Raw genomic sequence first — 22,689 nt, forward strand, 5'->3', positions numbered from 1 at the left:
CCAGCCCTTTTCCAAGCCCGCGATGCTCGGTAGAAGCATCATCAGAAGAACCATAAACAAGGCCATGCCATGCGTAACAATCAGCCTGTGACCCAGCGGGAAGTCGAGCTCAACGACGATGACTTTCTCGTCTCGCGGACCGACCTCAAGGGTCGGATTACCTACGTCAATCCGGCGTTCATTGCCGTCAGCGGGTTCACGCGTGACGAGCTGATCGGCTCACCGCACAACATCATCCGCCACCCCGACATGCCGCCAGCCGCCTTCGCCAACCTGTGGTCGACCGCGATGTGCGGCGAGACCTGGCGCGGCTACGTCAAAAACCGCTGTAAGAGCGGCGACCACTACTGGGTCGACGCCAGCGTAACGCCGATTGTCGAGAACGATCAGGTGGTGGGTTATACCTCGGTTCGGGTCAAGGCTGAGCGTGCGGCCATCGAACGCGTAAGCCAGCAGTACGCCGAAATCAATGCGGGCAGCCGCCGCTATGCGCTCGACAAGGGAGCGCTTCGCGTACGTAGCACCGTCAAACGCCTGCTGCGCATACGTCTGGACACCATTCGGGCCAAGGTGATCGGCATGGTCGCCCTGGCGGGGCTGTTACTGCTAGGTAGTGGCGGGCTCGGGCTCTATGGCCTCAATGCTGCGGGCGAGCGGCTAGAGAGCCTCAACGACGACGGCCTGCGCGACGTGGTACGCCTGCAGCAAATCGATCAGATCATCGCCGAGACGCGCCAGTCGCTAGTCGAGCCCCAGCGTATGGATCTCATCAGCCAGCGGATGGAAATGGGCGATGAGATCAGCGCCCAGCGCGACGTCATTACGGCGCTCTGGCAGGGCTACCATGGCCGTGAGGTCAACGCCACGCCGCTGGCCGACGAGTTCGACGTCCAACTGCTGGCGTTTCTCGAGGAGGGCATGCTGCGTGCGAAAGACGTGCTACAGGCAGAGGAAACCTATCAGGCCTTCACCGGACTCGACGCGGTGATTAACGTGATGAACACCGAAGGACGCGCGCTATCGGCGCTGGTCAACCAACTGATTTCTGAAAAGCAAACGATGGCCGAAGCGATGGCGCAAAACGCCCAGCAAGGGCAGGCGCAGATCCTCATGATTCAGGCCAGCGTACTGGGCATTGGCCTTGTGCTGCTGATCGTGATCGGCGCGCTCACTCTGCGTTCCATCATGCGTCCGCTAAGCCAAGCGGAGCGTTTTACCCTGCAGATCGCGGGCGGCAACCTCGCCGCCACCGTTCCTGTGCGGCGCAAGGACGAGATCGGTCGCCTGCTCGATGCTTTGGACACCATGCGTAAGAGCCTGAGCAACATCATCGGCGACGTCAAACAAGGCATCGATGTGGTCACTCCTGCCGCGCAGGATATTGCGGGGGGCAACGAAGAGCTCGCTTCGCGCACCGAGCAACAGGCGAGTTCGCTCCAAGAGACGGCGTCGAGCATGGAAGAGATGACCTCGACCGTGCGTCAGAACAGCGATAACGCTCAAGAAGCCCGTCGCGTGGCCGATAACAACGCCACACGCGTCACCGACACTGGTGAGCTCATGGGTCAGCTGGTCAGCAACATGCAGCGCATCACGCAGAGCGCCCAGAAGATGACCGACATCATCGACGTCATCGATGCCATCGCGTTCCAGACCAACATTCTCGCGCTCAATGCCTCGGTCGAAGCGGCGCGGGCGGGTGAACACGGCCGTGGCTTCGCCGTGGTCGCCGAAGAGGTACGCAAGCTCGCCGGGCGCTCGGCCGACGCCGCCAAGGAGATTCGTGGCCTGATCGATGGCTCCAATCAGCAGGTCGACGCCGGTGCAGAGCTAGTCAAACGCGCCGAAGAGGCGATTCGCGACGTCGCCGAGGCGGCCCAGAGCGTGACCCACATCATGGGCGAGATCTCGGCAGCGTCGGAAGAGCAGAGTAATGGTATCTCCGAGGTCAACCGCGCCGTTGCCGAGATGGACCAAGCGACCCAAGAGAACGCCGTACGCGTACAGGAAACCGCCCGCGCTGCGGCGCAGTTGGAGCATCAGGCTGGTTTGCTGGCGCTCTCGGTAGAAGCCTTCCGGCTGAAAAGCGATAGCGCTCCGGCGGGCCTGACCAATGGCGCATCACGGCAGACCATGGCGCTGCCCGCCGTGCCGACGAGCAGCGTATCGCCTGACAGCGCTCCGACCAGCAGAGCGCTAGCTGATAGAGCCCTGTCTGATAGAGCCGTGACTAAAAGAACACCGACGAGTAGAGCACCAGCTACCGCAGTAGAGGAGTGGGAAGAATTTTGAGCGACCAGCGCGACAGGGGAGACACCGGCCTATGGGGGGCCGGTAGTCAGCTCGAACGAGACCTGATACTGACCGATGCGGATTTCACCCGCATTCGCGAGCTGATCTATCAGCGCGCCGGGATCGTTCTCGCCGAGCATAAGCGTGAAATGGTCTATAGCCGTTTAGCCAAGCGTCTACGCCATCACGGCCTGACGCGCTTCACCGACTACCTGACGCGCCTGGAGCGCCAACCGGATGCGCGTGAGTGGGAGGCCTTCACCAACGCGCTGACCACTAACCTCACCGCGTTCTTTCGCGAGGCGCACCACTTCCCGCTACTCAGCGTGCATCTTCAGGCGCGTACCGAGCCGGTATCGATCTGGTGTGCGGCGGCCTCGACCGGCGAGGAGCCCTACTCGATCGCCATGACGCTGCTGGAAACACTGGGGGCGCGTGCCGCTCAGGCGCGGATCATCGCCAGCGACATCGACACCGAAGCGCTGGCCAAGGCGCGCGCGGGCATCTATCCCCAAGAGCAGGTACGTAAGCTCGACGAAGCACGTATCAAGCGGTTCTTCCAGAAGGGCACCGGCAGCCACGCAGGGCTTGCCCGCGTGCGCCCGGAGGTGGCTGCGCTGGTGGAGTTCGTACCGCTCAATCTGCTGGCGTCGCCCTGGCCGATGAAGGGTCCCTTCGATGCCATTTTCTGTCGCAATATCATGATCTACTTCGACAAAGAGACGCAGGCGAAAATCCTCAAGCGGTTTGCGCCACTGCTGAAGCCGGATGGCCTGCTGTTCGCCGGTCACTCGGAAAATTTTTCCTATATCAGCGATGCGTTCAAGCTTCGCGGGCAAACGGTCTACACCCTGGCCCAGCGCTAAGGGCGGGTAATGGGTGCAGGCTCGCGGCGAAGGCACATGGGCGGCGCTCAGGTATGTGGTTCAGGTAGAAGGAGGCGTGCGTTGACGGCAGCCAAAATCAAAGTGTTATGCGTGGATGACTCGGCGTTGATCCGCGATTTGCTCACTCAGATCATCAACTCCCAGCCCGATATGGAGGTGGTCGCCGTGGCGCCCGATCCTCTGGCCGCGCGCGATCTGATCAAACAGCACAACCCCGATGTCCTGACCCTCGACGTCGAGATGCCGCGTATGGATGGGCTCGACTTTCTCGAGCGGCTGATGCGTTTGCGCCCCATGCCGGTGTTGATGGTCTCTTCGCTGACCCAAAGCGGCTCCGAGATCACCCTGCGCGCGCTCGAACTTGGCGCCCTGGACTTCGTCGCCAAGCCGAGCCTGGGTATTCGTCACGGTATGCTGGAGTACGCCAACGAGATCGCCGAGAAGCTGCGCGCCGCCGCCCGTTCGCGGCCGCGTCAGGCGCGCCACAAGAGTACCCCGCCCCCCACCCAGCTCAAGGCACCGCTGGTCTCGAGCGAGAAGCTGATCATCATCGGCGCCTCCACTGGCGGTACCGAGGCGATTCGCGCGGTACTCGAACCGCTGCCCGCCAACGCCCCCGCGATCCTGATCACCCAGCACATGCCCGGTGGCTTCACGCGCTCGTTTGCCGAGCGCCTCGACCGGCTGTGCCGTATCACGGTCAAGGAGGCCAGCGACGGCGAGCGCGTGCTGCCCGGCCACGCCTATATTGCGCCGGGCGGCCAGCATCTAAGGCTTGCGCGTAGCGGCGCGAACTACGTCGCCCGCCTGGACGATGGCCCGCCGGTCAACCGCCATCGCCCCTCGGTGGATGTGCTATTTCGCTCGGCGGCCCAGCACGCCGGGCGTAACGCCGTTGGCGTCATCCTCACCGGCATGGGCAAGGACGGCGCTGCGGGACTATTAGAGATGCGCCAAGCAGGGGCATCGACGATCGCTCAGAACGAAGCCACCTGCGTGGTGTTCGGCATGCCGCGCGAGGCAATTGCCGTAGGCGGGGCGACCGAAGTCGTCGCTCTGGAAGAGATTCCGGCGCGCATGATGGCACTGGTGGCGGCTTCCGGGCGCGCTCAGCGCGTCTGAGGGCGAGCGTCTCTGCGGTTTTCGCGCTTTAACCACAAGTACATACATATAGACAGAATATTTTTGCGCTAACTTTTTTGCATTAACTGCACGTCACGACTTCAACGAAACGAGAATGAAAATAAAATGAGCCGTCGAATCAATGATATCCGTATTCATGGTGTGATCATCGCTGCCCTGGTCGCGTTCGTCGCCATGCTCCTTGTCGTGGCGGGGTTGGGCCTTGCCGCTGATCGTAACGCCCGCCAGAGTCTCGACACCCTGGGGCGTATCAGCGATGCCCAGCTCAACTCGATCAACCGCGCCGATGGCCTACTGTCGCAGACGCTCTTGGCCATGGAGATGGCCTCCAACCAGATCATGGTTGGGCGGATGCGCCAAGCAAACGAGCAGATTGCCGTAGCGTCCGAGCGTATCGCGGCCGCCGAGGAGAGCTTTCAGCGCTTCGTCGCGACACCACGCTCGCTCCAGGGCGACGCCCTGGGCGATACGCTGATCGAGGATTTCAACGTCGTACTGGCGCTGGCCCACCAGCAGCTCGAAGTGATCGACGGGATGGACATCAACGGCTTTAGCGAGCTGCGCGAGACGATGGTCGAGCCCGTCGCTCGCCTGGCCGAGAGCATGGCGGCGTTTACTCATTACGCGCTTGGCCACGTCAGCACGCTACAGGCTGAGGCCGAGGCGCAGGGGCAGCGCTTTTGGCTCGTGAGCGCCCTGGTGCTCGGCGTTGCCGTGCTGATGACGCTACTGCTCTATATCGGACTGCGACGCACGCTGATTGCTCCGCTACAGCTTGCGGTGGCCCACCTGGATGCCATCGCCAAGGCCGACTTGACCCAGCCTCTACCCGCCTCGGGGCGCAGCGAAGTGGGGCGGTTGTTCGCTGCCATGGCGACGATGCAGCAGAATTTGGTCGCGATCGTCGGCGGCGTGCGCGACGGCAGTCGCGAGATTCACCACGGCAGCCGTGAGATTGCGGGCGGCAACGCCGAACTCTCCTCGCGCACCGAGCAGCAGGCTGCCTCCATCGAAGAGACCGCCGCCAGCATGGAGGAGATGACCGCCACGGTGAAGCAAAACGCCGACAACGCCCGCCAAGCCAGCGTGCTGGCAGCAGAGGCCTCGACGACAGCCGAGCGCGGTGGGGCGGTGGTCGAGCGGGTCGTTCTGACCATGCAGGGCATTTCACAAAGCTCGCAGAAGGTGGCCGACATCACTAGCGTGATCGACTCCATCGCTTTTCAGACCAATATTTTGGCACTCAACGCTTCGGTGGAGGCCGCCCGCGCTGGCGAGCAGGGGCGCGGTTTCGCCGTGGTCGCGGGGGAGGTGCGCAATCTAGCCAGCCGCAGCGGTGACGCGGCCAAGCAGATCCGTGCCTTGATCGATGCCTCGGCGACTCAGGTGCGCGAAGGCGCAAGTTTGGTGGAGGCAGCAGGTCAGACGATGACCGAAGTGGTCACCGCCGTGCGCCGCGTCACCGACATCATGGACGAGATCTCGGCGGCGTCGCAGGAGCAGAGCGACGGTATCGAGCAGGTGAGCCGCGCAGTTGGCCAGATGGACGAGGTGACCCAGCAAAACGCCGCACTCGTGCAGCAGGCCGCCGCTGCCGCCGCCTCCCTCGAAGAGCAGGCCAATCGCCTGGAAGAGGCCGTAGCGGTATTCAAGATCAGCACCTACGGGGAGCCCGCACGGCCAGTGCAGACGCTGGCGGCGCCACTTCCCGTTTCGCGTCCTCCTGCCACGCGTGCGCCCGCCTCGGCGGCGCAGGAAGAGTGGGAAGCGTTTTAACCCCAGACCGAAAAATTCGTCGCCGTGCCCGGCATCGGCGACATGCCACGACGAAGAGGATGAGCAATGGCAGACAAGAACATGAGTTTTCTGGTGGTCGATGATTTTCCCACCATGCGGCGTATCGTGCGCAGCCTGCTAAAGGAGCTGGGCTTCACCAACGTCGACGAGGCCGAAGATGGCCAGGACGCGCTCAACAAGCTGCGCGCAGGTAGCTTCGAGTTCGTCGTCTCCGACTGGAACATGCCCAACCTCGACGGCCTCGAGATGCTCAAGGAGATTCGCCAGGACGATGCTCTCAAGCACCTGCCGGTGTTGATGGTTACCGCCGAGGCCAAGAAGGAGAACATCATCGCCGCCGCTCAAGCCGGGGCCAATGGCTACGTGGTCAAGCCATTCACCGCCGCCACCCTGGAAGAGAAGCTCAATAAGATCTTCGACAAGATGGGCAAGTAACGCGCTGTGGCCATTGCGCCGACATCGCGAGGAGATAACACCATGAGTGATCACTCACACATCGAGGCGCCTCAGTTGCCCGACGAGGCTGCCGAAGATCTCATTCACCGCATTGGCAAGCTCACGCGCATGCTGCGCGAGAACATGCGCGAGCTGGGGCTCGACAAGGAGATCGAGAAGGCGGCGGAGGCCATTCCCGACGCGCGCGATCGCCTGCACTACGTGGCGACCATGACCGAGCAGGCGGCTGACCGTGCGCTCAACGCCATTGACCGCGCCCAGCCGCTGCAGGACGAACTCTGTCAGCGCGCCGAAGCGCTGGACGAGCGCTGGAACGCCTGGTTCGAAGCGCCCCAGGAGCTCGACGAGGCCAAGGCGTTGGTCAAGGAGACGCGCGGCTATCTGAGCGAGGTGCCGACGATCACCAGCGCCACCAACAAGGAGCTTCTAGAGATCATGATGGCTCAGGACTTTCAGGACCTGACCGGCCAGGTGATCAAGAAGATGATGGACGTCATTCGCGAGATCGAACATCAGCTGGTCCAGGTGCTGATTGACAACGTGCCGGAGGCCCAGGCACGAGAATCGATGCAGCGCAAGGCAGAGGATCAGTGGAAAAGCGACCATGCACGGCGCAACGACGAGCTTTTGAATGGCCCTCAAGTGAAGCAAAATGCACCTGATATCGTCACCGGCCAAGACCAGGTCGATGATCTACTGGATGAATTGGGCTTCTAGCGCGCCGCCGGATCGTTATGTGTCGCTGCGTTCAGCCGCCCTCGAGGCGGCTGAGTGCATGCAGGCGCCGCTAAAAGCCGGATGAGCGCATGGCCGACAACGACAGCGATCAGGAAAAGACCGAAGAGGCCACGCCCAGGCGCCGTGAGAAGGCGCGTGAAGAGGGCCAGGTGCCGCGCTCGCGGGAGCTAGCGACGTTTTTGCTGCTGCTGGGCGGCGTGGTGGGCCTTTGGAGCATGGGGGCGATGCTCTATGACCAGCTGGGCGTGGTCATGGAGCAGGCGTTTTTGTTCGAGCGTCGCCACGCCATGGAGAGTACGGTGATGCTTACCCAGGCGCTGGACCTGGGCCAGCGCACGCTGTTCGCCATGCTGCCGTTGTTCGTGCTGTTGCTGGTGGTTGCCCTCGTGGGGCCTGCACTGCTTGGCGGCTGGCTGATCTCGGCCAAGTCGCTGGCGCCCAAGCTCTCCAAACTCAATCCCGTCAAGGGACTCAAGCGGATCTTCTCGGTACAGTCGCTGGTCGAGCTTGCCAAGGCACTGGCCAAGTCGGTGCTGGTCGGTGGCATCGCGGCGGCCTTTTTGTATTTCAACATCGAGCGCTTCATGGCGTTGATGGATCAGCCGGTACAGCAGGCCTTGGCGAATGCCCTCCGTCTAACCGCCATAGCGGCGGGATTGATCGTGCTGTCGCTGATCGTGGTGGTGCTGATCGATGTGCCGTTTCAGCTCTGGAGCAACGCCAAGAAGCTGCGCATGAGCAAGGAGGAGGTCAAGCGCGAGCACAAGGAGTCCGAGGGCGACCCTCACGTCAAGGGGCGTATTCGCCAGCAGCAGCAGGCCATGGCGCGGGGGCGGATGATGAGCAAGGTCCCCGAGGCCGATGTCATCATCACCAACCCCACGCACTTCGCCGTGGCGCTGGCCTATCAAGAGGGCAGCATGGGCGCGCCGCGCGTGGTGGCCAAGGGCGTCGATGCCGTGGCGCTGCGTATTCGCGAGCTGGCCGAGGAAGCTCGGGTGCCGCAGCTTCAAGCGCCGCCGCTGGCGCGAGCGCTCTACCACCACGTCGAGCTGGATAGCGAGATCCCGGCCGCTTTGTATACCGCCGTGGCCGAGGTCATGGCCTGGGCCTATCGCCTCAAGAGCGTGGCCATGGAGGGAGGGGATGCGCCCCCGACTCCCGAACATCTGCCGGTACCCCCAGACCTGGAAACGCCCGGTCGGGGTGGTGGCACTAGCGAGGCATCTGGATGAAAGGCTTTAGCCAACTGCTCAATCAGCGCGAGCGACTCAGCAACGTTCCCATGAAGCTGCTGGCCGGACCGCTGCTGATCCTGATGATTCTGGGCATGATGATCGTACCGCTGCCGCCGGTGGCGCTCGATCTATTGTTCACCTTCAACATTGCCCTAGCGATCATGGTGCTGCTGGTCAGCATGTTCACCGAAAAGCCGTTGGATTTCGCCGCCTTTCCGGCCATCTTGCTCTTCACTACGCTGCTACGGCTGTCGCTCAACGTCGCCTCGACCCGTGTGGTGCTGATGGAGGGGCATCAGGGCGGCGACGCTGCAGGCAAGGTGATCGAGGCCTTCGGTAGCTTCTTGATCGGCGGTAACTTCGCCGTGGGCTTGGTAGTCTTCTTGATTCTGGTGATCATCAACTTCATGGTCATCACCAAGGGCGCCGGACGCATCGCCGAGGTAGGCGCGCGCTTCACCCTCGACGCCATGCCGGGCAAGCAGATGGCCATCGACGCCGACCTCAACGCCGGGCTGATCGGCGAGGAGGAGGCGCGCAAGCGGCGCGCGGAAGTCTCCCAGGAGGCCGATTTCTACGGCTCGATGGACGGCGCCAGCAAGTTCGTGCGCGGTGACGCCATGGCGGGACTGGTGATCATGGCGGTCAACATCATCGGCGGTTTGTTGATCGGCATGATGCAGCACGGCATGGGCTTTGCCGATGCCGGGCGCACCTATACGCTGCTTACCATCGGCGATGGTCTGGTGGCGCAGATTCCGGCTTTGATCATCTCCACCGCGGCAGGGGTCACGGTCTCGCGGGTCAACACCGAGCAAGACGTCGGCCAGCAGATGATCAGCCAGTTGTTCATCAACCCCAACGTCATGATCCTCGCCGCCATGGTGATGGGCCTGTTGGGGCTGGTGCCCGGCATGCCCAACCTCTTCTTCCTGCTCTTCACTGTCCTGCTGGGAGGGCTTGCCTGGTACCTGCTACGGCGCAAGGAGCGCACGCTCGTCGAGCAGGAGATGGCTGCTCCCGCCGTTCCCATTCAAGAAACACCGGAGGCGAGCTGGGAAGACGTACAGCTGGTTGATACCCTGGGCCTCGAGGTCGGCCATCGGCTGATCCCGCTGGTCGATTCGCGCCAGAAGGGTGAGCTTCTTGGGCGCATCAAGAGCGTGCGCAAGAAGTTCGCTCAAGAGGTCGGTTTTCTGCCGCCGGTGGTACATATCCGCGATAACCTCGAGCTTGCGCCCAACGCCTACGTGCTCACCTTGAAGGGCGCCGAGATTGGCCGCGCCGAGGCGCAGCCGGGCAAGTGGCTGGCCATCGACCCCGGCCAGGTCTCCGGCGAACTGGCCGGTACGCCGACCCAGGACCCGGCCTTCGGCCTGCCTGCCATCTGGATCGATGCCGCCCAGCGCGAACACGCCCAGGTCTTTGGCTACACCGTGGTCGATGCCAGTACCGTCATCGCTACCCACCTCAACCACCTGCTGCACCGCCACGCCAGCGAGATGCTGGGCCGCCAGGAGGTGCAAAAGCTGCTCGACAAGCTTGGCGACGAACAGAAATCGCTGGTCGAGGAGGTGGTGCCCAAGGCGATCTCCCTGACCGTGCTGCAGCGCATTCTTCAACACCTGCTCGACGAGGAGGTGTCGATTCGCGACATGCGCACCATCTTGGATACCCTGGCCGAGCACGCCGGGCAGCAAAAGGATCCCAACGAGCTAACGGCGCTGGTGCGCATTGCTCTGGGCCGCAGCATCACCCAGCAGTGGTTTGCTGGGCAGGAGACGCTCAACGTCATGGGGTTGGATGCCCAGCTCGAACAGGTGTTGATCCAGGCGATGAACGGTAACGGCGCGCTGGAGCCGGGGCTTGCCGATACCCTGATGCAGCAGGCTCAACAGGGGCTCGAGCGTCATGAAGGCGCAGGCGAGCCGCCGGTACTCGTCGTGCAGCACAGCTTGCGTGCGGTACTTGCCCGCTTCTTGCGTCGTCGCCTGCGCCATCTGGTGGTGATGTCCCAGGCCGAAATTCCCGATGACCGCACCCTGCGGGTGACCACCCAGGTAGGAGGGCACTGATGCGGCCAACTCGTGTGATCGATGATGAAGGCAGACGCGTCGCTGGCGTCTTAAGGATGCTGCCATGAGCGTTCAGCGCTTCGTAGGCCCCAACAGTCGCGATGCCATGCGCCAAGTACGCGAGGCGCTGGGCGACGACGCCCTGATACTCGCCAACCGCCCCACCGAAGGGGGCATCGAGATCCTCGCCATGGCCGATAACGCCGTGGCCGCGCTCGATACACCAATGCCCGCTCGCCCGCCTGCTTTGGCGCGCGATGCCACCCCCTGGCAGGCGATGAGCGAGCGCCTGCTTCGCGAGATGCAAGAGATGCGCGAACTGCTCGACCGGCGCGCGCCACCAAAGCAGAGTGCGCCGCCAAGCGTGCGCGAGCGTCTCATGACGCAGCTGCTGGCCGTTGGGTTCAGCCGTGAGATCGCCACCGAGGTGCTCGATGGCCTGCCCGCGCGGCTGGAGGGCAATGCCAAGGCGAGCACCGAGGCTACTCAGGCTTGGTTAAGCGAGCGCCTAGCCGCGCGCCTGATAACCCTTGAAAGTGAGGCCGCACTGCTCGACCGCCCCGGCATCGTTGCCTTGGTCGGTCCTACCGGCGTGGGCAAGACCACCACCACGGCCAAGCTCGCCGCCCGCTTCGTCATGCGCCATGGGGCAGCGTCAGGCGCGTTGGTCACCACCGACAGCTTTCGTATCGGCGCCCATGAGCAGCTGCGCATCTACGCACGCCTGCTCGACGTGCCGATGTTCGCCCTAGAAGCCGATGCACCCCTCGATACGCTGAACGAGCGCCTTCAGAGCGCTACCTGGGTCATGGTCGATACCGTGGGTACTAGCCAGCGCGATCAGCGGGTGATTACCCAGATGGCAGCGCTCAAACAGACTCCGGTGCCGGTACGCTTGGTGCTGGTGCTCAACGCTGCGAGCCAACCCGACATCCTCGAGGAGGTGATCGAGCGCTATCGGCAGGCAGCGCGCGCGGCAGGTGCCACCCTCGATGATTGCATCATCACCAAGCAGGACGAGGCAGGCCGCTTGGGCCCGCTGCTCGATGTCATCATGCGCCACGACCTGCGCCTGCTCTTCGGTGCCCACGGCCAGCAGGTGCCGGAGGATCTCGCGCTAATCGATCCCAGTGCGCTGGTTGCCCAGGCGCTTGCCACTGCGCGCCCCGATGCACCCGTTCACGTGCCCGCTGCGAGCCCCGCGCGCGATATCCTCGGCCAAGGGCGTCGGGTGGCATCGCTGTTGGAGCGGCTGCGCCAAAGAGTGGCGGGGTTTTCGCAGCTGGAGCAGCTCACCGCGCTTTCGGGCCTGCCGCGCTCGGTGCAGGCGGCGCGTCTGGAAACGCTACAGGCGACGCCGCCTGTGGCGGAGGTGCTGGGTATCTGCTGGGGCCCTAGACGGCGCGAGCGCGGTATGGACTGGGCGCTGCCCGACCTAGGCGTGGACGCCGAGGGCCGTTGGACGGCACTGGCGTGGCCACAGCACCGTCAGCCAGCTGGATGGGCGGCGCGCCTCGAGGCGCAAACGACGGCGACCCAGGCGGCGGTGCACTGGCTGCCCGTGGGGCTCGATGCCGAAGCGCACGCGTGGCTCGAAGCGCAGTTAGCGCCTTGGGTGGGCGCGGCACGGGCGAGCCAGCGGGTCGTTTTTCAAGGCGAGCGATTGACGCTAGGGCAGCTGTTTGCCGCGAGCCAGCTTGGCAATGCGCTGCCGCTGCGCTTTCAGGGGCGTGCTCTCGAGCAGCGCAGCGCCTACGCCGAGGTGACGTTTACGGGACTCACCACGCCCTTACTTGCCTGGTGCCTCGAGCTTTTCGATCCTGAAAGCGAGCGCGTCCAAGCGCGGCGCTACTACGTCACACCGGCGCGACTAGGCAGCGAGGCGCAGGCGCTTTTGGCTACGCCGCTGCAGGCCGAAGGTGTTGCAGCGCTAACGCGCCGCGCATGGCAGCTGCAGAAAAAGTACGCCGAGGGCGACATCGACGTCGAGCTACGTTTGCTACTCGCCAGCGGTATGGCCGCCGCCGTGATGCATCTCGATGTCGCCAGTGACGATGGCGCGAGTACGCTAAGGCGCGATCTGCTGGCGCTGGTGGGGCGTCGTCAGCGGCGTGATACGGCCTTGCTCGACGCGCTCCATCACGCCTTTATGACGCGCGAGGCCATTCGTGCCCTGAGCGCCTCCTACGCGGAGGCGGACGAATGAGTCAGGATCAGGCCGCAGGGCTACGGCAGTGGGCCGATAGGCAGCGGGCGCAGCGGGAGGCGCAGCGCGATACGCCTCCCCAGGCCGCGCCCGTCGTGCGCACGCCGCTGATGGTAGTGGGCGTGCCTGGCGCTGCGGTGGCGCAGGTGAGCGATCGCTTGGCGCAGTGGGCAAGCCTTGGCCGCGCGTGGGCGAAAGCGCCCGAGGCGTGGGAGATCCACTGTCTGGCGCCGACCGCGCCGACGCTTGCCGATCTGAGCGCGCGCTACGCTCGCTGGGCCTTTTGGATCGAAAGCGACGCCGATGCCTTCGCCAGCATGTATCGCCAGCTGCGGCTGATGCGCGACCACGGTGGTCCCAAGCGCCTTTTGGCGCTGCACGAGCCGCACCTACCGCGCCATGGCCTACTGGGCAATCTGCAGGCTGCCGCTCATGACTATTTGGGGCTCGAGCTTCTGCTTCTGGCACGGAGGTAGCGATGACGCGATCGATATATGCGAAAAGCGCGCTTGGCCTGCTGCTCGCGAGTGCACTGCTCGTTGGCAGCGCGGCGGTGGCCGCCGATGGCAGTTGGAGCGCCGAGGTGCCGGGCGTGATGGTCGCCATGAGCGATCGTGCCACGATGACGAGCGCGGTAGCGCCTGCGGCGGCAGCGCCGGTAGGCGATGGGCGTATCACCCAGGTGCAGTGGCGCCTCGATGCGCCTGCAGGCATCGGCGCTTGGCTGTGCCACCCCGAGCGCTGTGTCGCGCTTTCGACAGGCCGAGGGACGAGTACGGCCTTGGCTGGGCTCAGCGCGCGCGCACCGCTGCATTTTCGCCTGATGCTGGCATCGGGCCAGCGGCCGACGCGGGTGTCGGGTATGCAGGTCATCGTCAATTACCGCGCCGCAGAAGGCGCCGAGAACGCCTACTCTCAGTGAACGTTTAAAGCCGTGAGGCGAATAGGATGTACACAGCAAAAGGCAGGATCAACCAGAGCGAGCTCTTGACGCAGTACATGCCTTTGGTGCGACGCCACGCCTTGAGCCTGCAGGTCAGGCTACCGGCGAGCATCGAACTCGACGATCTGGTCCAGGCGGGCATGATGGGGCTTTTAGAGGCGCTGGGTCGTTTCGACGCCGGGCAGGGGGCGAGCTTTGCCACTTTCGCCAGCCAGCGCATTCGTGGGGCGATGGTCGATGAACTGCGCACGCGCGACTGGCTGCCGCGTAGCGTGCGCCGCTCCGCCCGGGCGATGGACGAAGCGGTTCGTCAGCTCGAACAGACACTCGGACGCGCGCCCGAAGAGGGCGAAATCGCCAAGGCCTTGGACATGCCGTTGGGTGATTACCAGCAGCTGTTAAACGATACCAATAGCGGACAGCTGCTGCCGTTCGAGGAACTGATGGCCGAGGGGGGTGAGCCGCTGAGCCATGAGGGCGCTGATACCCCCTTCGATCGGCTGCTCGATGGTCAGCAGCGCGAGAGCTTGATTGCGGCCATCGAAGCGCTACCCGAACGCGAGAAGCTGTTGATGGCGCTCTACTACCAAGAGGAGCTCAACCTCAAGGAGATCGGTGCCGTGTTGGGCGTGACCGAGTCGCGCGTTTCGCAGCTGCACAGTCAAGCCATCAGCCGCCTGCGCGCGCGGCTGCACGATGAACCCGGGCGCTGAAGGCGCCATTCAATCAACCGGCAAGGAGCCGTGGATGAACCCCTCAACGCTGATTGGTATCTTCGCCAGTATTTTGCTCTTGGTGAGTGTGCTGTTTTTCACCGCCGAGTCTCCTGAAAGCTTCATCAACCTACCAGGGCTCGCCATCGTCGTTACCGGCACGCTGGCGGCCACGTTCATCAGCTATCCGCTCAAGGAGGTGGTGCGAGTGGTGCGTTTGGTGGGGCTGGTGTTCCGGCGCGAAAACACCTATGTGCGCGACGACATCAAGGAGCTGGTGGACATGTCGCGGCTGTGGTTCAAGGGCGACGTTCGCGCCGTCGAAAAGGCCCTGGCGCATACCCGTAACCCCTTCTTGCGCACCGGCATTCAGCTCGTGATCGCCAACACTAAAGAAGATGAGATTTTCGACATGCTGCGCTGGCGCATCGCGCGTTTGAAAGCGCGCGAGCACGCCGAAGCGCAGATCTTTCGTACCATGGCGACCTACGCTCCCGCCTTCGGCATGATCGGCACCCTGGTGGGGTTGGTCAACATGCTCGAGGTGATGGATGCAGGCGATTTGCAGGTAATCGGCCCGCGTATGGCGGTTGCGCTTCTGACCACCTTTTATGGCATTCTGCTAGCCAACTTGGTGTTCAAGCCGATTGCGGTGAAACTCGAGCGGCGCACCGAGGAGCGTTTGATCACCATGAACATGGTACTCGAGGGTATTTCGCTGATCACCAAGCGTCGCTTGCCGTCGTTCATCGAAGAGACGCTCAACTCTTTCGTTGCCAACTATCACGATGAGATCCGCGAACCCGATCCAAAAACGCCGCGCGCCAAACGCCGTGACCAACAGGCGCAGGGCTGATCATGCTCGATCGCGACACCCTGCATCTTCTCGAACAAAACGCGGGTAGCACCGAGGCCGATGATGGTTGGACGACCAGCTACCTCGATGTGCTGACCCTTTTGCTTACGCTTTTCGTTCTGCTGCTGGCCCTGACGCCGACAGGCAGCAGCGATGCGCCTGCCGAGAGCGCCTCGGTGGCGTCGTTGGAGAACGTCCCGCTCCCCGGCCACGGGCTAAAACCCCTCAATGCGGGACTCGCGCCGCGCATCGAACAGCTCGACATCCCCGGCGTCAGCGTGACCCAAGGCCAGTCGGGGGTAACGCTGCGTATCGACGATAGCCTGCTCTTCGACAGCGGCCAGGCAGCATTGACCGCCCAGGGGCAGGGCGTGATCGATCATCTTGGGGCGCTACTCACCGATTTCGATGGCGAGATCTCGGTCGAGGGACACACCGACGATGTCCCCATCGCCACGGCCCGCTTTCCCTCCAACTGGGAACTCTCCTCAGCGCGGGCCATTGCGGTAGTGCGCTTTCTTGAGCGTCAGGGGCTTGAGGCATCGCGCTTGCGCGCCGTGGGCTATGCCGATACGCGACCGATGGCAAGTAATGCCACCATCGATGGGCGCCGTGCCAATCGCCGCGTAGAGTTGCTGCTGCGCCAAGCCGTGCCTTAAGCCACCCAACTCTCTAAGCGGCTACTCCTCGCCTAGCCGCCTGCTGCACACAGGCGCTGCATACGCGCGAGCGCCTCACTAGCGCCGTCGAGGCTGAAGGTCATGTACCAAGGGTCGGCATCAGTCTGGTCAAAGCCGAGAAAGAGCTGCTCGCCGGTGGCCATTTCGTCCAAAAGCGTCGACACGTCGTTGAGGTAGAAATGAACGTAAAAGCCGTCGTCGCCGCGTTCGGTAATGAACTCGGCCATGCTATCAAAGCGTGTGCGGTCGTCCACGCGTAGGCGCGTGGGCACCAAATCCACCGCGCGGCTCTCGCCTTGCTGCTCCTCTAGGGTGACACGTACTTCGAGCCAGGGGAGATCGCAGACCCCTTGAGTGGCATTGACGCTCAAGGTGGCATCCGAGTAGCTCTGGGTATCAACGGCGCGGTAGTGGTGTTCGTCGCCGAGCGTCAGCGTAAGCGACTCCCAAGCGCCGTGGTGAGCGATATCGGCGGCGTTGAAGTTGGCTGCCTGGGCGCTGGCGCAGGTCAAGGCCAGCAGCAAAGGCGCTGAGCGTAAAAGTACAAAGGGCAGAGATGAGCAGGGGCGAGAAGAGCGTGCGGTCGAGGGCATGGGGGATCTTGGTGTTGGTGAGCAAAGGTCCCAGTCTAACGTGGCGTTGGAGGATGGCATAGCGCGATTAGGTGCCGCTTACTCGAGCCCTTCTAGCAGCGAGTGCATATCTTCGCGCAGGTAGCTTGCGTCGAACTCGCCTTCGCGGGCCAGCAGTTTTAAGTCGGGAATACTGACGTGACGGCGTTCGCGGTAGACGATGCCCTCTTCGCTCAGCGCACTAAAGGTACGGCTCACGTGCACCGGGCTCAGGCCGAGAATGTCTGCCAGCTGTTCCTGGGAGAGCGGCAAATGCAACTTGCCGTGTTGGTGCGGTTCGATCTGGCCGATGCGTACGTACATCTCGTTGAGAAAGTGCGCGACCTTCTGGCGCGCCGTGCGCCGGGCTACGTTGATCAGCCGTTCGGTGATCAGCGCCTGATGGCGGCTGCTGATTGCCATGACCACGGAGGTGAGCTTGACCGAGCGCTGGAACAGGTCGAGTAGATGCGCGTGGGGAAAGTAGCAGACGACCCCATCGGTCAGCATGCGCACGTCTTCCAAACGTTGCGAGAAGGCGAACTCTCTCAGACCAATGATATCGCCGGGTAGAAACACCTCGAGAATCTGGCGATCGCCGTTTTCCAGGTGGCGAAACGAGTAGGCCCAACCCTTGCTCAGGGTGCAAAACTCGCTTGCGGCGTCGCCGGTTTGCCACAAAAGCGAGTTGGCCCGGGTGTCCGTCGGGCTCTCTTCCAGGCGCTTGAGCAGCGACTTCTCGTCGTCGCTGAGCTCGCAGTAGTGGCTGAAATGGCGAATGATACAACTACTCTCTGCAGACATCGTACGCTCCTTGCACTTAACGCCTTGCGGCCTGATAACCACTATAGGCGATTCTGCGTGTTCCTCTAGATTGAACCCTTTGATTAATAACGCCGCGTACGCTTGTCAATTGCGCGCACGCGGCGCCGTATCACGTATCACGCCGTTTTACGCGCCAATAGCGGGGCGAGGAAGCGCCCAGTATGCGAGACCTCCTGCTTAGCGATGTGCTCCGGCGTGCCCTCGGCAATGATCTGGCCTCCGCCGGAGCCGCCCTCAGGGCCGAGATCGACGATCCAGTCGGCGGTCTTGATCACGTCCAGGTTGTGCTCGATCACAACGATGGTATTGCCGTGATCGCGCAGGCGGTGAAGCACGGTCAGAAGCTGGCGAATGTCCTCGAAGTGTAGGCCCGTGGTCGGCTCGTCGAGAATGTACAGGGTCTGACCGGTATCGCGCTTGGCAAGCTCACGGGCGAGCTTGACCCGTTGGGCCTCGCCACCGGAGAGCGTGGTCGCGCTCTGGCCTAGGCGCACGTAGGAGAGGCCTACATCCACCAAGGTTTGCAGCCGCCGGGCGATGGCAGGCACTGGGCTGAAGAACTCGAGCGCGTCTTCGACCGTCATCTCTAGCACTTCGTGGATGGTCTTGCCCTTGTAGTGAATGTCCAGGGTTTCGCGGTTGTAGCGCTTACCCTTGCACACGTCGCAGGGCACGTAGATGTCGGGCAGGAAGTGCATCTCGACCTTGATCATGCCCTCGCCCTGGCACGCCTCGCAGCGCCCGCCCTTGACGTTGAAGCTGAACCGCCCCGGCTTGTAGCCCCGCGAGCGTGCTTCTTGAGTACCGGCGAAGAGCTCGCGAATAGGAGTGAAGATGCCGGTGTAGGTCGCAGGGTTGGAGCGCGGTGTGCGCCCGATGGGGCTTTGGTCGATATCGATGATCTTGTCGAGCTGGTCGAGCCCCTCGATCTTGCGGTAGGGCGCGGGAGTGAGGGTCGTTGCGCGGTTGAGCTCACGCGCGGCAATCGGCATCAGCGTGCCGTTGATCAGCGTCGATTTACCCGACCCCGAAACGCCAGTGACGGCGATGAACAGCCCCAGCGGCAAGGTGAGAGTGACGTCGCGCAGGTTGTTGCCTGTAGCGCCGTGGAGCACCAGCTGTTTTTCGGGGTTGCCGGGAATGCGATACGGCGGCAGGGCGATCTCACGCGCACCGCTCAAATATTGACCAGTCAGCGACTCGGGGTTGGCCATCACCTCCTCTGGGGTGCCCTGGGCGACGATGGCGCCACCGTGAACGCCCGCGCCGGGGCCAATGTCAAGCACGTGGTCGGCGGCGCGAATGGCGTCTTCGTCGTGCTCGACCACGATCACCGTATTACCCAAATCGCGCAGGCGCTCGAGGGTTTTCAGCAGGCGGTCGTTGTCGCGCTGGTGCAGGCCGATGGAGGGCTCATCGAGAATGTACATGACGCCGACGAGCCCGGCGCCGATTTGGCTCGCCAGCCGGATGCGCTGGGCCTCGCCACCGGAGAGCGTATCGGCGCTGCGTTCGAGGTTGAGGTAGTCAAGGCCAACGTTGACCAAAAACTCCAGGCGCGCGTGAATTTCGTTGACGATCTTTTCGGCGATTTCGCCTTTGCGTCCCGGCAGGTTCAGGTTAGCGAAGTAGTGCCAGGCCTCGCCAATGGGCAGGCGCACGATGTCGGCGATGGTGTAGTCGTCGACGAAGACATGGCGCGATTCTTTGCGTAGTCGCGTGCCGTGGCAGGCCGTGCAGGGCTGCACGGCGATGTAGCGCGAAAGATCGTCGCGCACCATGCTCGATTCGGTTTCGCGGTAGCGCCGCTGGAGGTTAGGTAGCACACCCTCGAAGGCGTGTTCGCGCACGATTTTGCGCCCACGCTCACCGACGTAAGAAAACGCGATCTCCTCGCTGCCGCTGCCGTTCAAGATGACGTCGCGCTCGTGGCGGGCGAGCTCTTGCCAGGGCGTTTCGAGCTCGAAGCGATAGTGCTGGGCCAACGCCTGTAGTTGGGTGAAGTAGTAAATGTTGCGCCGATCCCAGCCCTTGATCACCCCTTCGGCGAGCGAAAGCTCAGGGTGGCTAATCAGCTTCTCGGGGTCGAAGTACTGCTGTACGCCGAGGCCATCGCAGGTGGGACAGGCGCCCGCGGGGTTGTTGAACGAGAACATGCGCGGTTCGAGCTCGGCGAGCGAATAGCCGCACACCGGGCAGGCAAAGCGGGAGGAGAAGGCGAGATCATCGCGCCCATCGTCCATGAAGTGGATCATTGCCGTGCCATCGGCGAGATTCAGCGCGGTCTCGAAGGATTCGGCCAGACGCTGGACGATGTCATCGCGCACCTTGAAGCGATCCACCACCACACTGATATCGTGCTTCTTGCGCTTGTCGAGCGGGGCGATGTCGTCGAGTTCGAGTACCTGACCGTCGATTAGAACACGCACGAAGCCCTGGGCACGCAGTTCGGCCAACAGCTGCAGGTGCTCGCCCTTACGCCCCTTGACCACTGGGGCGAGCAGCATGAGCTTGGTGCCCTCGGCCAGGTTCATCACCTGGTCGACCATCTGCGAGATGGTTTGGGCTTCAAGGTCTTCGCCGTGCTCGGGGCAGCGTGGCGTGCCCGCGCGAGCAAAGAGCAGGCGCAGGTAGTCGTAGATCTCGGTGATGGTGCCGACCGTCGAGCGCGGGTTGTGCGAGGTCGATTTTTGCTCGATCGAGATCGCCGGGGAGAGGCCTTCGATGTGGTCGACGTCGGGCTTCTCCATCATCGAGAGGAACTGGCGGGCGTAGGTGGAGAGCGACTCCACGTAGCGCCGCTGCCCCTCGGCGTAGAGGGTGTCGAACGCCAGCGACGACTTGCCCGAACCGGAAAGGCCGGTCACCACGATAAGTTTATCGCGGGGCAGGTCAACGTCGATCTGCTTGAGGTTGTGGGTGCGGGCACCCCTGACCAGAATGCTGTCCATCAACACCTCGTGAGTTGCGCGCGGCAAAAGATCAATTATACGGTTTTTCCTCCCGATCCCGCAAAATCGACTGGCTAAATCTACAGTCGGGCGAGCGTTCCCAGGGAGAGGCGAAACCGTTAGAATGAGCGGTTATCTCAGATGCGGGCATGTTTCGCCCGCTTTGCACAGACAAGGTGATATGCGCAAGGTTTCCGTCAATCTGCTGGCCTCCGAGCGCCGCGCGATCAGCGGGCTGGCCGGTCTTTACGCCTCACGCATGCTGGGGCTGTTCATGGTATTGCCGGTATTGGCGCTCTACGCCGATACCCTAAGCGGTGCTACGCCGCTGCTTGTGGGCGTGGCGCTGGGTGTCTACGGCCTGACCCAGGCGCTGCTGCAAATTCCCTTCGGCCTGCTGTCGGATCGCATTGGGCGCAAGCGCGTCATCGCCATGGGGCTAGTGATTTTCGCGATCGGCAGTATCGTCGCGGCCAGTTCGAGTTCGATCTTTGGCATCATTCTAGGCCGCGCGCTGCAGGGCGGCGGTGCAGTGGCCGCAGCTATCATGGCCCTACTTGCCGACCAGACGCGCGAGCAGATCCGTACCGCCGCCATGGCTACCATCGGGCTCTCGATCGGCGTCTCCTTCGCCATCGCCATGGTGATTGGACCCTGGCTCGCCGCCTGGGCGGGGCTTTCCGGGGTGTTCTGGTTCACTGCAGGTTTGACCCTGGTGGGGCTGTTGGTACTTTGGCGCTGGGTGCCGGTGGCACCGCGTCGGGTACGTCACCGGGACGTGGGAATGGATCGTCAGCAGCTCAAGAGCGTGCTCTCACGCCCCGATCTGTGGCGCCTGGATGTCTCCATTTTCTCGCTACACTTGGTGCTGATGGCGATCTTCGTTGCCGTGCCCTTTCGTCTGCTCGATGCCGGTATCGCGGTCAACTACCATGGCCTGGCCTATCTTGCCATGATGGGGGTGGCCTTCGTACTGATGGTGCCGCTTGTGATCGTGGGCGAGAAAAAGCACTGCACTCGGACGATATGCCTGCTGGCGATCGGCGTGATCGCCGTGAGCTTGGCGTGCCTGGGCTTGCCGGTTACTGGAGAGCCCTGGCTATTTGCCTGGCTTTTGGCCTTCTTTACCGGATTTAACCTACTCGAAGCATTGCTGCCTTCGATGTTGAGTAAGCTCGCCCCCGCCGGCGCCAAGGGCACCGCCATGGGTGTCTACTCGACCAGCCAGTTTCTCGGCGCCTTTCTTGGCGGCACGCTAGGGGGGTGGCTATCGCACCAGTGGGGGCTCGATGCGGTCTTCATCGGTGCGGCGCTTTTGGCGCTGGCCTGGTGGCTGATGATGTGGGGGCTGCCTGCGCCCGCACCGCTTTCGAGTGAAGTGGTGGCGCTGCACGAAACGCGCCCCGATGCGCTGGAGCTCTTGATGACGCGGCTGGCCGAGGTGGCGGGCGTCGAGGACGTCATGGTGGTACCCGAGGAGCGTTTGGCCTACCTCAAGGTCAATCGCCAGCAGCTCGATCGCGCGGCGCTTACGCGGCTACTGACGCCGCCGGGCAGCCCTAATACCTGAATCTAAATGCGCAGCTGATTTGAGCTGCGGGACGCAAGTACGTACACCAGAGGAGCAGCTCATGGCTCGTGGTATCAACAAAGTCATCCTGATCGGCAACCTGGGTCAGGACCCTGAAGTACGCTTCACCCCCTCCGGCACGGCGGTGGCCAACCTAAACCTGGCGACTAGCGATACTTGGATGGATCGTCAAAGCGGTCAGCGCCAGGAGCGCACCGAGTGGCACCGTATCGTGCTGTTCAACAAGACCGCCGAGATCGCTCAGCAGTACCTGAAGAAAGGCTCCAAGGTCTACATCGAAGGGCGTTTGCAGACGCGCAAATGGCAGGATCAGAACGGCCAGGACCGCTACTCCACCGAAATCGTCGCCAACGACATGCAGATGCTTGATGCGCGCGGCGGTGACTTCCAGGGCGGTGGCGCTGGCCCGCAGGGCGGCGGCTACGCGCAAGGCGGCGGCCAGAACTACGGCCAGCAGGGTAACCAATACAACGCTCCCAACGGTCCGGCCCAGCAGGCGCCCAACCAAGGTAACTACGGCGGTCAGCCCTCTGGTCAAGGCTATCCGCAGCAGGGCGGTGGCCAGCCGCAGCGCGGTGCACCCGCACAGCCCGCGCCCAATAATAACCAGAACAACCAGAACAACTACGGTGCACCGGATCCGGGCAACTTCGACGATTTTGACGACGAGATTCCGTTCTGAGGTAT

The 22,689-nt window shown here is 63.0% G+C and carries 19 protein-coding genes; 16 read left to right on the forward strand and 3 right to left on the reverse strand.

The genetic code is table 11. From position 1 onward, the window contains the following. Window positions 1-69: 69 nt before the first annotated feature. The 14 genes from LLY24_RS13170 (at window position 70) to LLY24_RS13235 (ending at window position 16,003) form a co-directional block, all read left to right on the forward strand. A complete protein-coding gene (locus LLY24_RS13170; RefSeq protein ID WP_259036770.1) occupies window positions 70-2,292 on the forward strand; it encodes a methyl-accepting chemotaxis protein in 2,223 nt (740 codons plus the stop codon). Beyond that, entirely contained in the window at window positions 2,289-3,158 is an 870-nt protein-coding gene (locus tag LLY24_RS13175; protein WP_259036771.1) for a CheR family methyltransferase, read from the forward strand. Before LLY24_RS13170 ends, LLY24_RS13175 begins: the two co-directional genes overlap by 4 nt. A gap of 81 nt (window positions 3,159-3,239) precedes the next feature. Then, window positions 3,240-4,301, forward strand: a complete 1,062-nt coding sequence (locus tag LLY24_RS13180; protein WP_282563392.1) for a protein-glutamate methylesterase/protein-glutamine glutaminase — start codon at window positions 3,240-3,242, stop codon at window positions 4,299-4,301. A 126-nt stretch (window positions 4,302-4,427) separates the two neighbouring features. After that, entirely contained in the window at window positions 4,428-6,098 is a 1,671-nt protein-coding gene (locus LLY24_RS13185; RefSeq protein ID WP_259036773.1) for a methyl-accepting chemotaxis protein, read from the forward strand. Between the two features lie 66 nt (window positions 6,099-6,164). Beyond that, window positions 6,165-6,554 carry a chemotaxis response regulator CheY gene (gene cheY, locus LLY24_RS13190; protein WP_259036774.1) on the forward strand — a complete coding sequence of 130 codons (390 nt, stop codon included), beginning with the start codon at window positions 6,165-6,167 and terminating at the stop codon, window positions 6,552-6,554. Window positions 6,555-6,596: 42 nt separating this feature from the next. Further along, complete coding sequence (gene cheZ, locus LLY24_RS13195; protein ID WP_259036775.1) at window positions 6,597-7,292, forward strand: protein phosphatase CheZ; 696 nt, start codon at window positions 6,597-6,599, stop codon at window positions 7,290-7,292. Between the two features lie 89 nt (window positions 7,293-7,381). Continuing rightward, the gene (gene flhB / locus LLY24_RS13200) at window positions 7,382-8,548 is read left to right on the forward strand and encodes a flagellar biosynthesis protein FlhB (RefSeq protein WP_259036776.1); all 1,167 of its coding nucleotides are present in this window, start codon (window positions 7,382-7,384) and stop codon (window positions 8,546-8,548) included. Next, window positions 8,545-10,626, forward strand: a complete 2,082-nt coding sequence (gene flhA / locus LLY24_RS13205; protein ID WP_259036777.1) for a flagellar biosynthesis protein FlhA — start codon at window positions 8,545-8,547, stop codon at window positions 10,624-10,626. The genes flhB and flhA overlap by 4 nt, the downstream gene beginning before the upstream one ends. A gap of 64 nt (window positions 10,627-10,690) precedes the next feature. Further along, window positions 10,691-12,832 carry a flagellar biosynthesis GTPase FlhF gene (flhF, locus tag LLY24_RS13210; protein ID WP_259036778.1) on the forward strand — a complete coding sequence of 714 codons (2,142 nt, stop codon included), beginning with the start codon at window positions 10,691-10,693 and terminating at the stop codon, window positions 12,830-12,832. Then, window positions 12,829-13,308 carry a hypothetical protein gene (locus LLY24_RS13215; protein ID WP_259036779.1) on the forward strand — a complete coding sequence of 160 codons (480 nt, stop codon included), beginning with the start codon at window positions 12,829-12,831 and terminating at the stop codon, window positions 13,306-13,308. Before flhF ends, LLY24_RS13215 begins: the two co-directional genes overlap by 4 nt. A 2-nt stretch (window positions 13,309-13,310) precedes the next feature. Further along, window positions 13,311-13,754, forward strand: a complete 444-nt coding sequence (locus LLY24_RS13220) for a flagellar protein FlhE (RefSeq protein ID WP_259036780.1) — start codon at window positions 13,311-13,313, stop codon at window positions 13,752-13,754. A 26-nt stretch (window positions 13,755-13,780) separates the two neighbouring features. Then, the gene (locus tag LLY24_RS13225) at window positions 13,781-14,488 is read left to right on the forward strand and encodes an RNA polymerase sigma factor FliA (RefSeq protein WP_259036781.1); all 708 of its coding nucleotides are present in this window, start codon (window positions 13,781-13,783) and stop codon (window positions 14,486-14,488) included. A 34-nt stretch (window positions 14,489-14,522) separates the two neighbouring features. Continuing rightward, a complete protein-coding gene (locus tag LLY24_RS13230; protein WP_259036782.1) occupies window positions 14,523-15,344 on the forward strand; it encodes a motility protein A in 822 nt (273 codons plus the stop codon). A gap of 2 nt (window positions 15,345-15,346) precedes the next feature. Beyond that, window positions 15,347-16,003 carry an OmpA/MotB family protein gene (locus LLY24_RS13235; protein WP_259036783.1) on the forward strand — a complete coding sequence of 219 codons (657 nt, stop codon included), beginning with the start codon at window positions 15,347-15,349 and terminating at the stop codon, window positions 16,001-16,003. Window positions 16,004-16,035: 32 nt separating this feature from the next. Here the strand turns inward: LLY24_RS13235 and LLY24_RS13240 are convergent, their stop codons facing one another. The 3 genes from LLY24_RS13240 to uvrA all read right to left on the reverse strand — a co-directional run bounded on the left by LLY24_RS13240 (window position 16,036) and on the right by uvrA (window position 20,411). Then, window positions 16,036-16,617 carry a hypothetical protein gene (locus LLY24_RS13240; RefSeq protein ID WP_259036784.1) on the reverse strand — a complete coding sequence of 194 codons (582 nt, stop codon included), beginning with the start codon at window positions 16,615-16,617 and terminating at the stop codon, window positions 16,036-16,038. A 78-nt stretch (window positions 16,618-16,695) separates the two neighbouring features. Continuing rightward, window positions 16,696-17,439 (reverse strand): Crp/Fnr family transcriptional regulator, encoded by a 744-nt coding sequence (locus LLY24_RS13245; protein ID WP_259036785.1) that lies wholly within the window; start codon window positions 17,437-17,439, stop codon window positions 16,696-16,698. A 137-nt stretch (window positions 17,440-17,576) separates the two neighbouring features. Further along, window positions 17,577-20,411, reverse strand: coding sequence for an excinuclease ABC subunit UvrA (gene uvrA, locus LLY24_RS13250; protein WP_259036786.1), 2,835 nt, complete (start codon window positions 20,409-20,411; stop codon window positions 17,577-17,579). Window positions 20,412-20,592: 181 nt separating this feature from the next. Between uvrA and LLY24_RS13255 the strand changes: the two genes are divergently transcribed. Together LLY24_RS13255 and LLY24_RS13260 are read left to right on the forward strand one after the other, a co-directional pair. Beyond that, window positions 20,593-21,981, forward strand: a complete 1,389-nt coding sequence (locus LLY24_RS13255; protein WP_259036787.1) for an MFS transporter — start codon at window positions 20,593-20,595, stop codon at window positions 21,979-21,981. Window positions 21,982-22,042: 61 nt separating this feature from the next. After that, window positions 22,043-22,684 carry a single-stranded DNA-binding protein gene (locus LLY24_RS13260; RefSeq protein ID WP_259036788.1) on the forward strand — a complete coding sequence of 214 codons (642 nt, stop codon included), beginning with the start codon at window positions 22,043-22,045 and terminating at the stop codon, window positions 22,682-22,684. The last annotated feature ends 5 nt before the right edge of the window (window positions 22,685-22,689 follow it).

The sequence above is a fragment of the Halomonas dongshanensis genome (genome assembly GCF_024790395.1).
Lineage (GTDB): Bacteria > Pseudomonadota > Gammaproteobacteria > Pseudomonadales > Halomonadaceae > Vreelandella > Vreelandella dongshanensis.

Coding starts and splice junctions, on each gene's coding strand:
- LLY24_RS13230 (WP_259036782.1), top strand. CDS start 14,523: ATGAACCCCTCAACGCTGATTGGTATCTTCGCCAGTATTTTGCTCTTG.
- LLY24_RS13260 (WP_259036788.1), top strand. CDS start 22,043: ATGGCTCGTGGTATCAACAAAGTCATCCTGATCGGCAACCTGGGTCAG.
- LLY24_RS13255 (WP_259036787.1), top strand. CDS start 20,593: ATGCGCAAGGTTTCCGTCAATCTGCTGGCCTCCGAGCGCCGCGCGATC.
- LLY24_RS13170 (WP_259036770.1), top strand. CDS start 70: ATGCGTAACAATCAGCCTGTGACCCAGCGGGAAGTCGAGCTCAACGAC.
- flhA (WP_259036777.1), top strand. CDS start 8,545: ATGAAAGGCTTTAGCCAACTGCTCAATCAGCGCGAGCGACTCAGCAAC.
- LLY24_RS13220 (WP_259036780.1), top strand. CDS start 13,311: ATGACGCGATCGATATATGCGAAAAGCGCGCTTGGCCTGCTGCTCGCG.
- cheZ (WP_259036775.1), top strand. CDS start 6,597: ATGAGTGATCACTCACACATCGAGGCGCCTCAGTTGCCCGACGAGGCT.
- LLY24_RS13215 (WP_259036779.1), top strand. CDS start 12,829: ATGAGTCAGGATCAGGCCGCAGGGCTACGGCAGTGGGCCGATAGGCAG.
- flhB (WP_259036776.1), top strand. CDS start 7,382: ATGGCCGACAACGACAGCGATCAGGAAAAGACCGAAGAGGCCACGCCC.
- LLY24_RS13235 (WP_259036783.1), top strand. CDS start 15,347: ATGCTCGATCGCGACACCCTGCATCTTCTCGAACAAAACGCGGGTAGC.
- LLY24_RS13225 (WP_259036781.1), top strand. CDS start 13,781: ATGTACACAGCAAAAGGCAGGATCAACCAGAGCGAGCTCTTGACGCAG.
- flhF (WP_259036778.1), top strand. CDS start 10,691: ATGAGCGTTCAGCGCTTCGTAGGCCCCAACAGTCGCGATGCCATGCGC.
- LLY24_RS13185 (WP_259036773.1), top strand. CDS start 4,428: ATGAGCCGTCGAATCAATGATATCCGTATTCATGGTGTGATCATCGCT.
- LLY24_RS13245 (WP_259036785.1), bottom strand. CDS start 17,439: ATGTCTGCAGAGAGTAGTTGTATCATTCGCCATTTCAGCCACTACTGC.
- cheY (WP_259036774.1), top strand. CDS start 6,165: ATGGCAGACAAGAACATGAGTTTTCTGGTGGTCGATGATTTTCCCACC.
- uvrA (WP_259036786.1), bottom strand. CDS start 20,411: ATGGACAGCATTCTGGTCAGGGGTGCCCGCACCCACAACCTCAAGCAG.
- LLY24_RS13240 (WP_259036784.1), bottom strand. CDS start 16,617: ATGCCCTCGACCGCACGCTCTTCTCGCCCCTGCTCATCTCTGCCCTTT.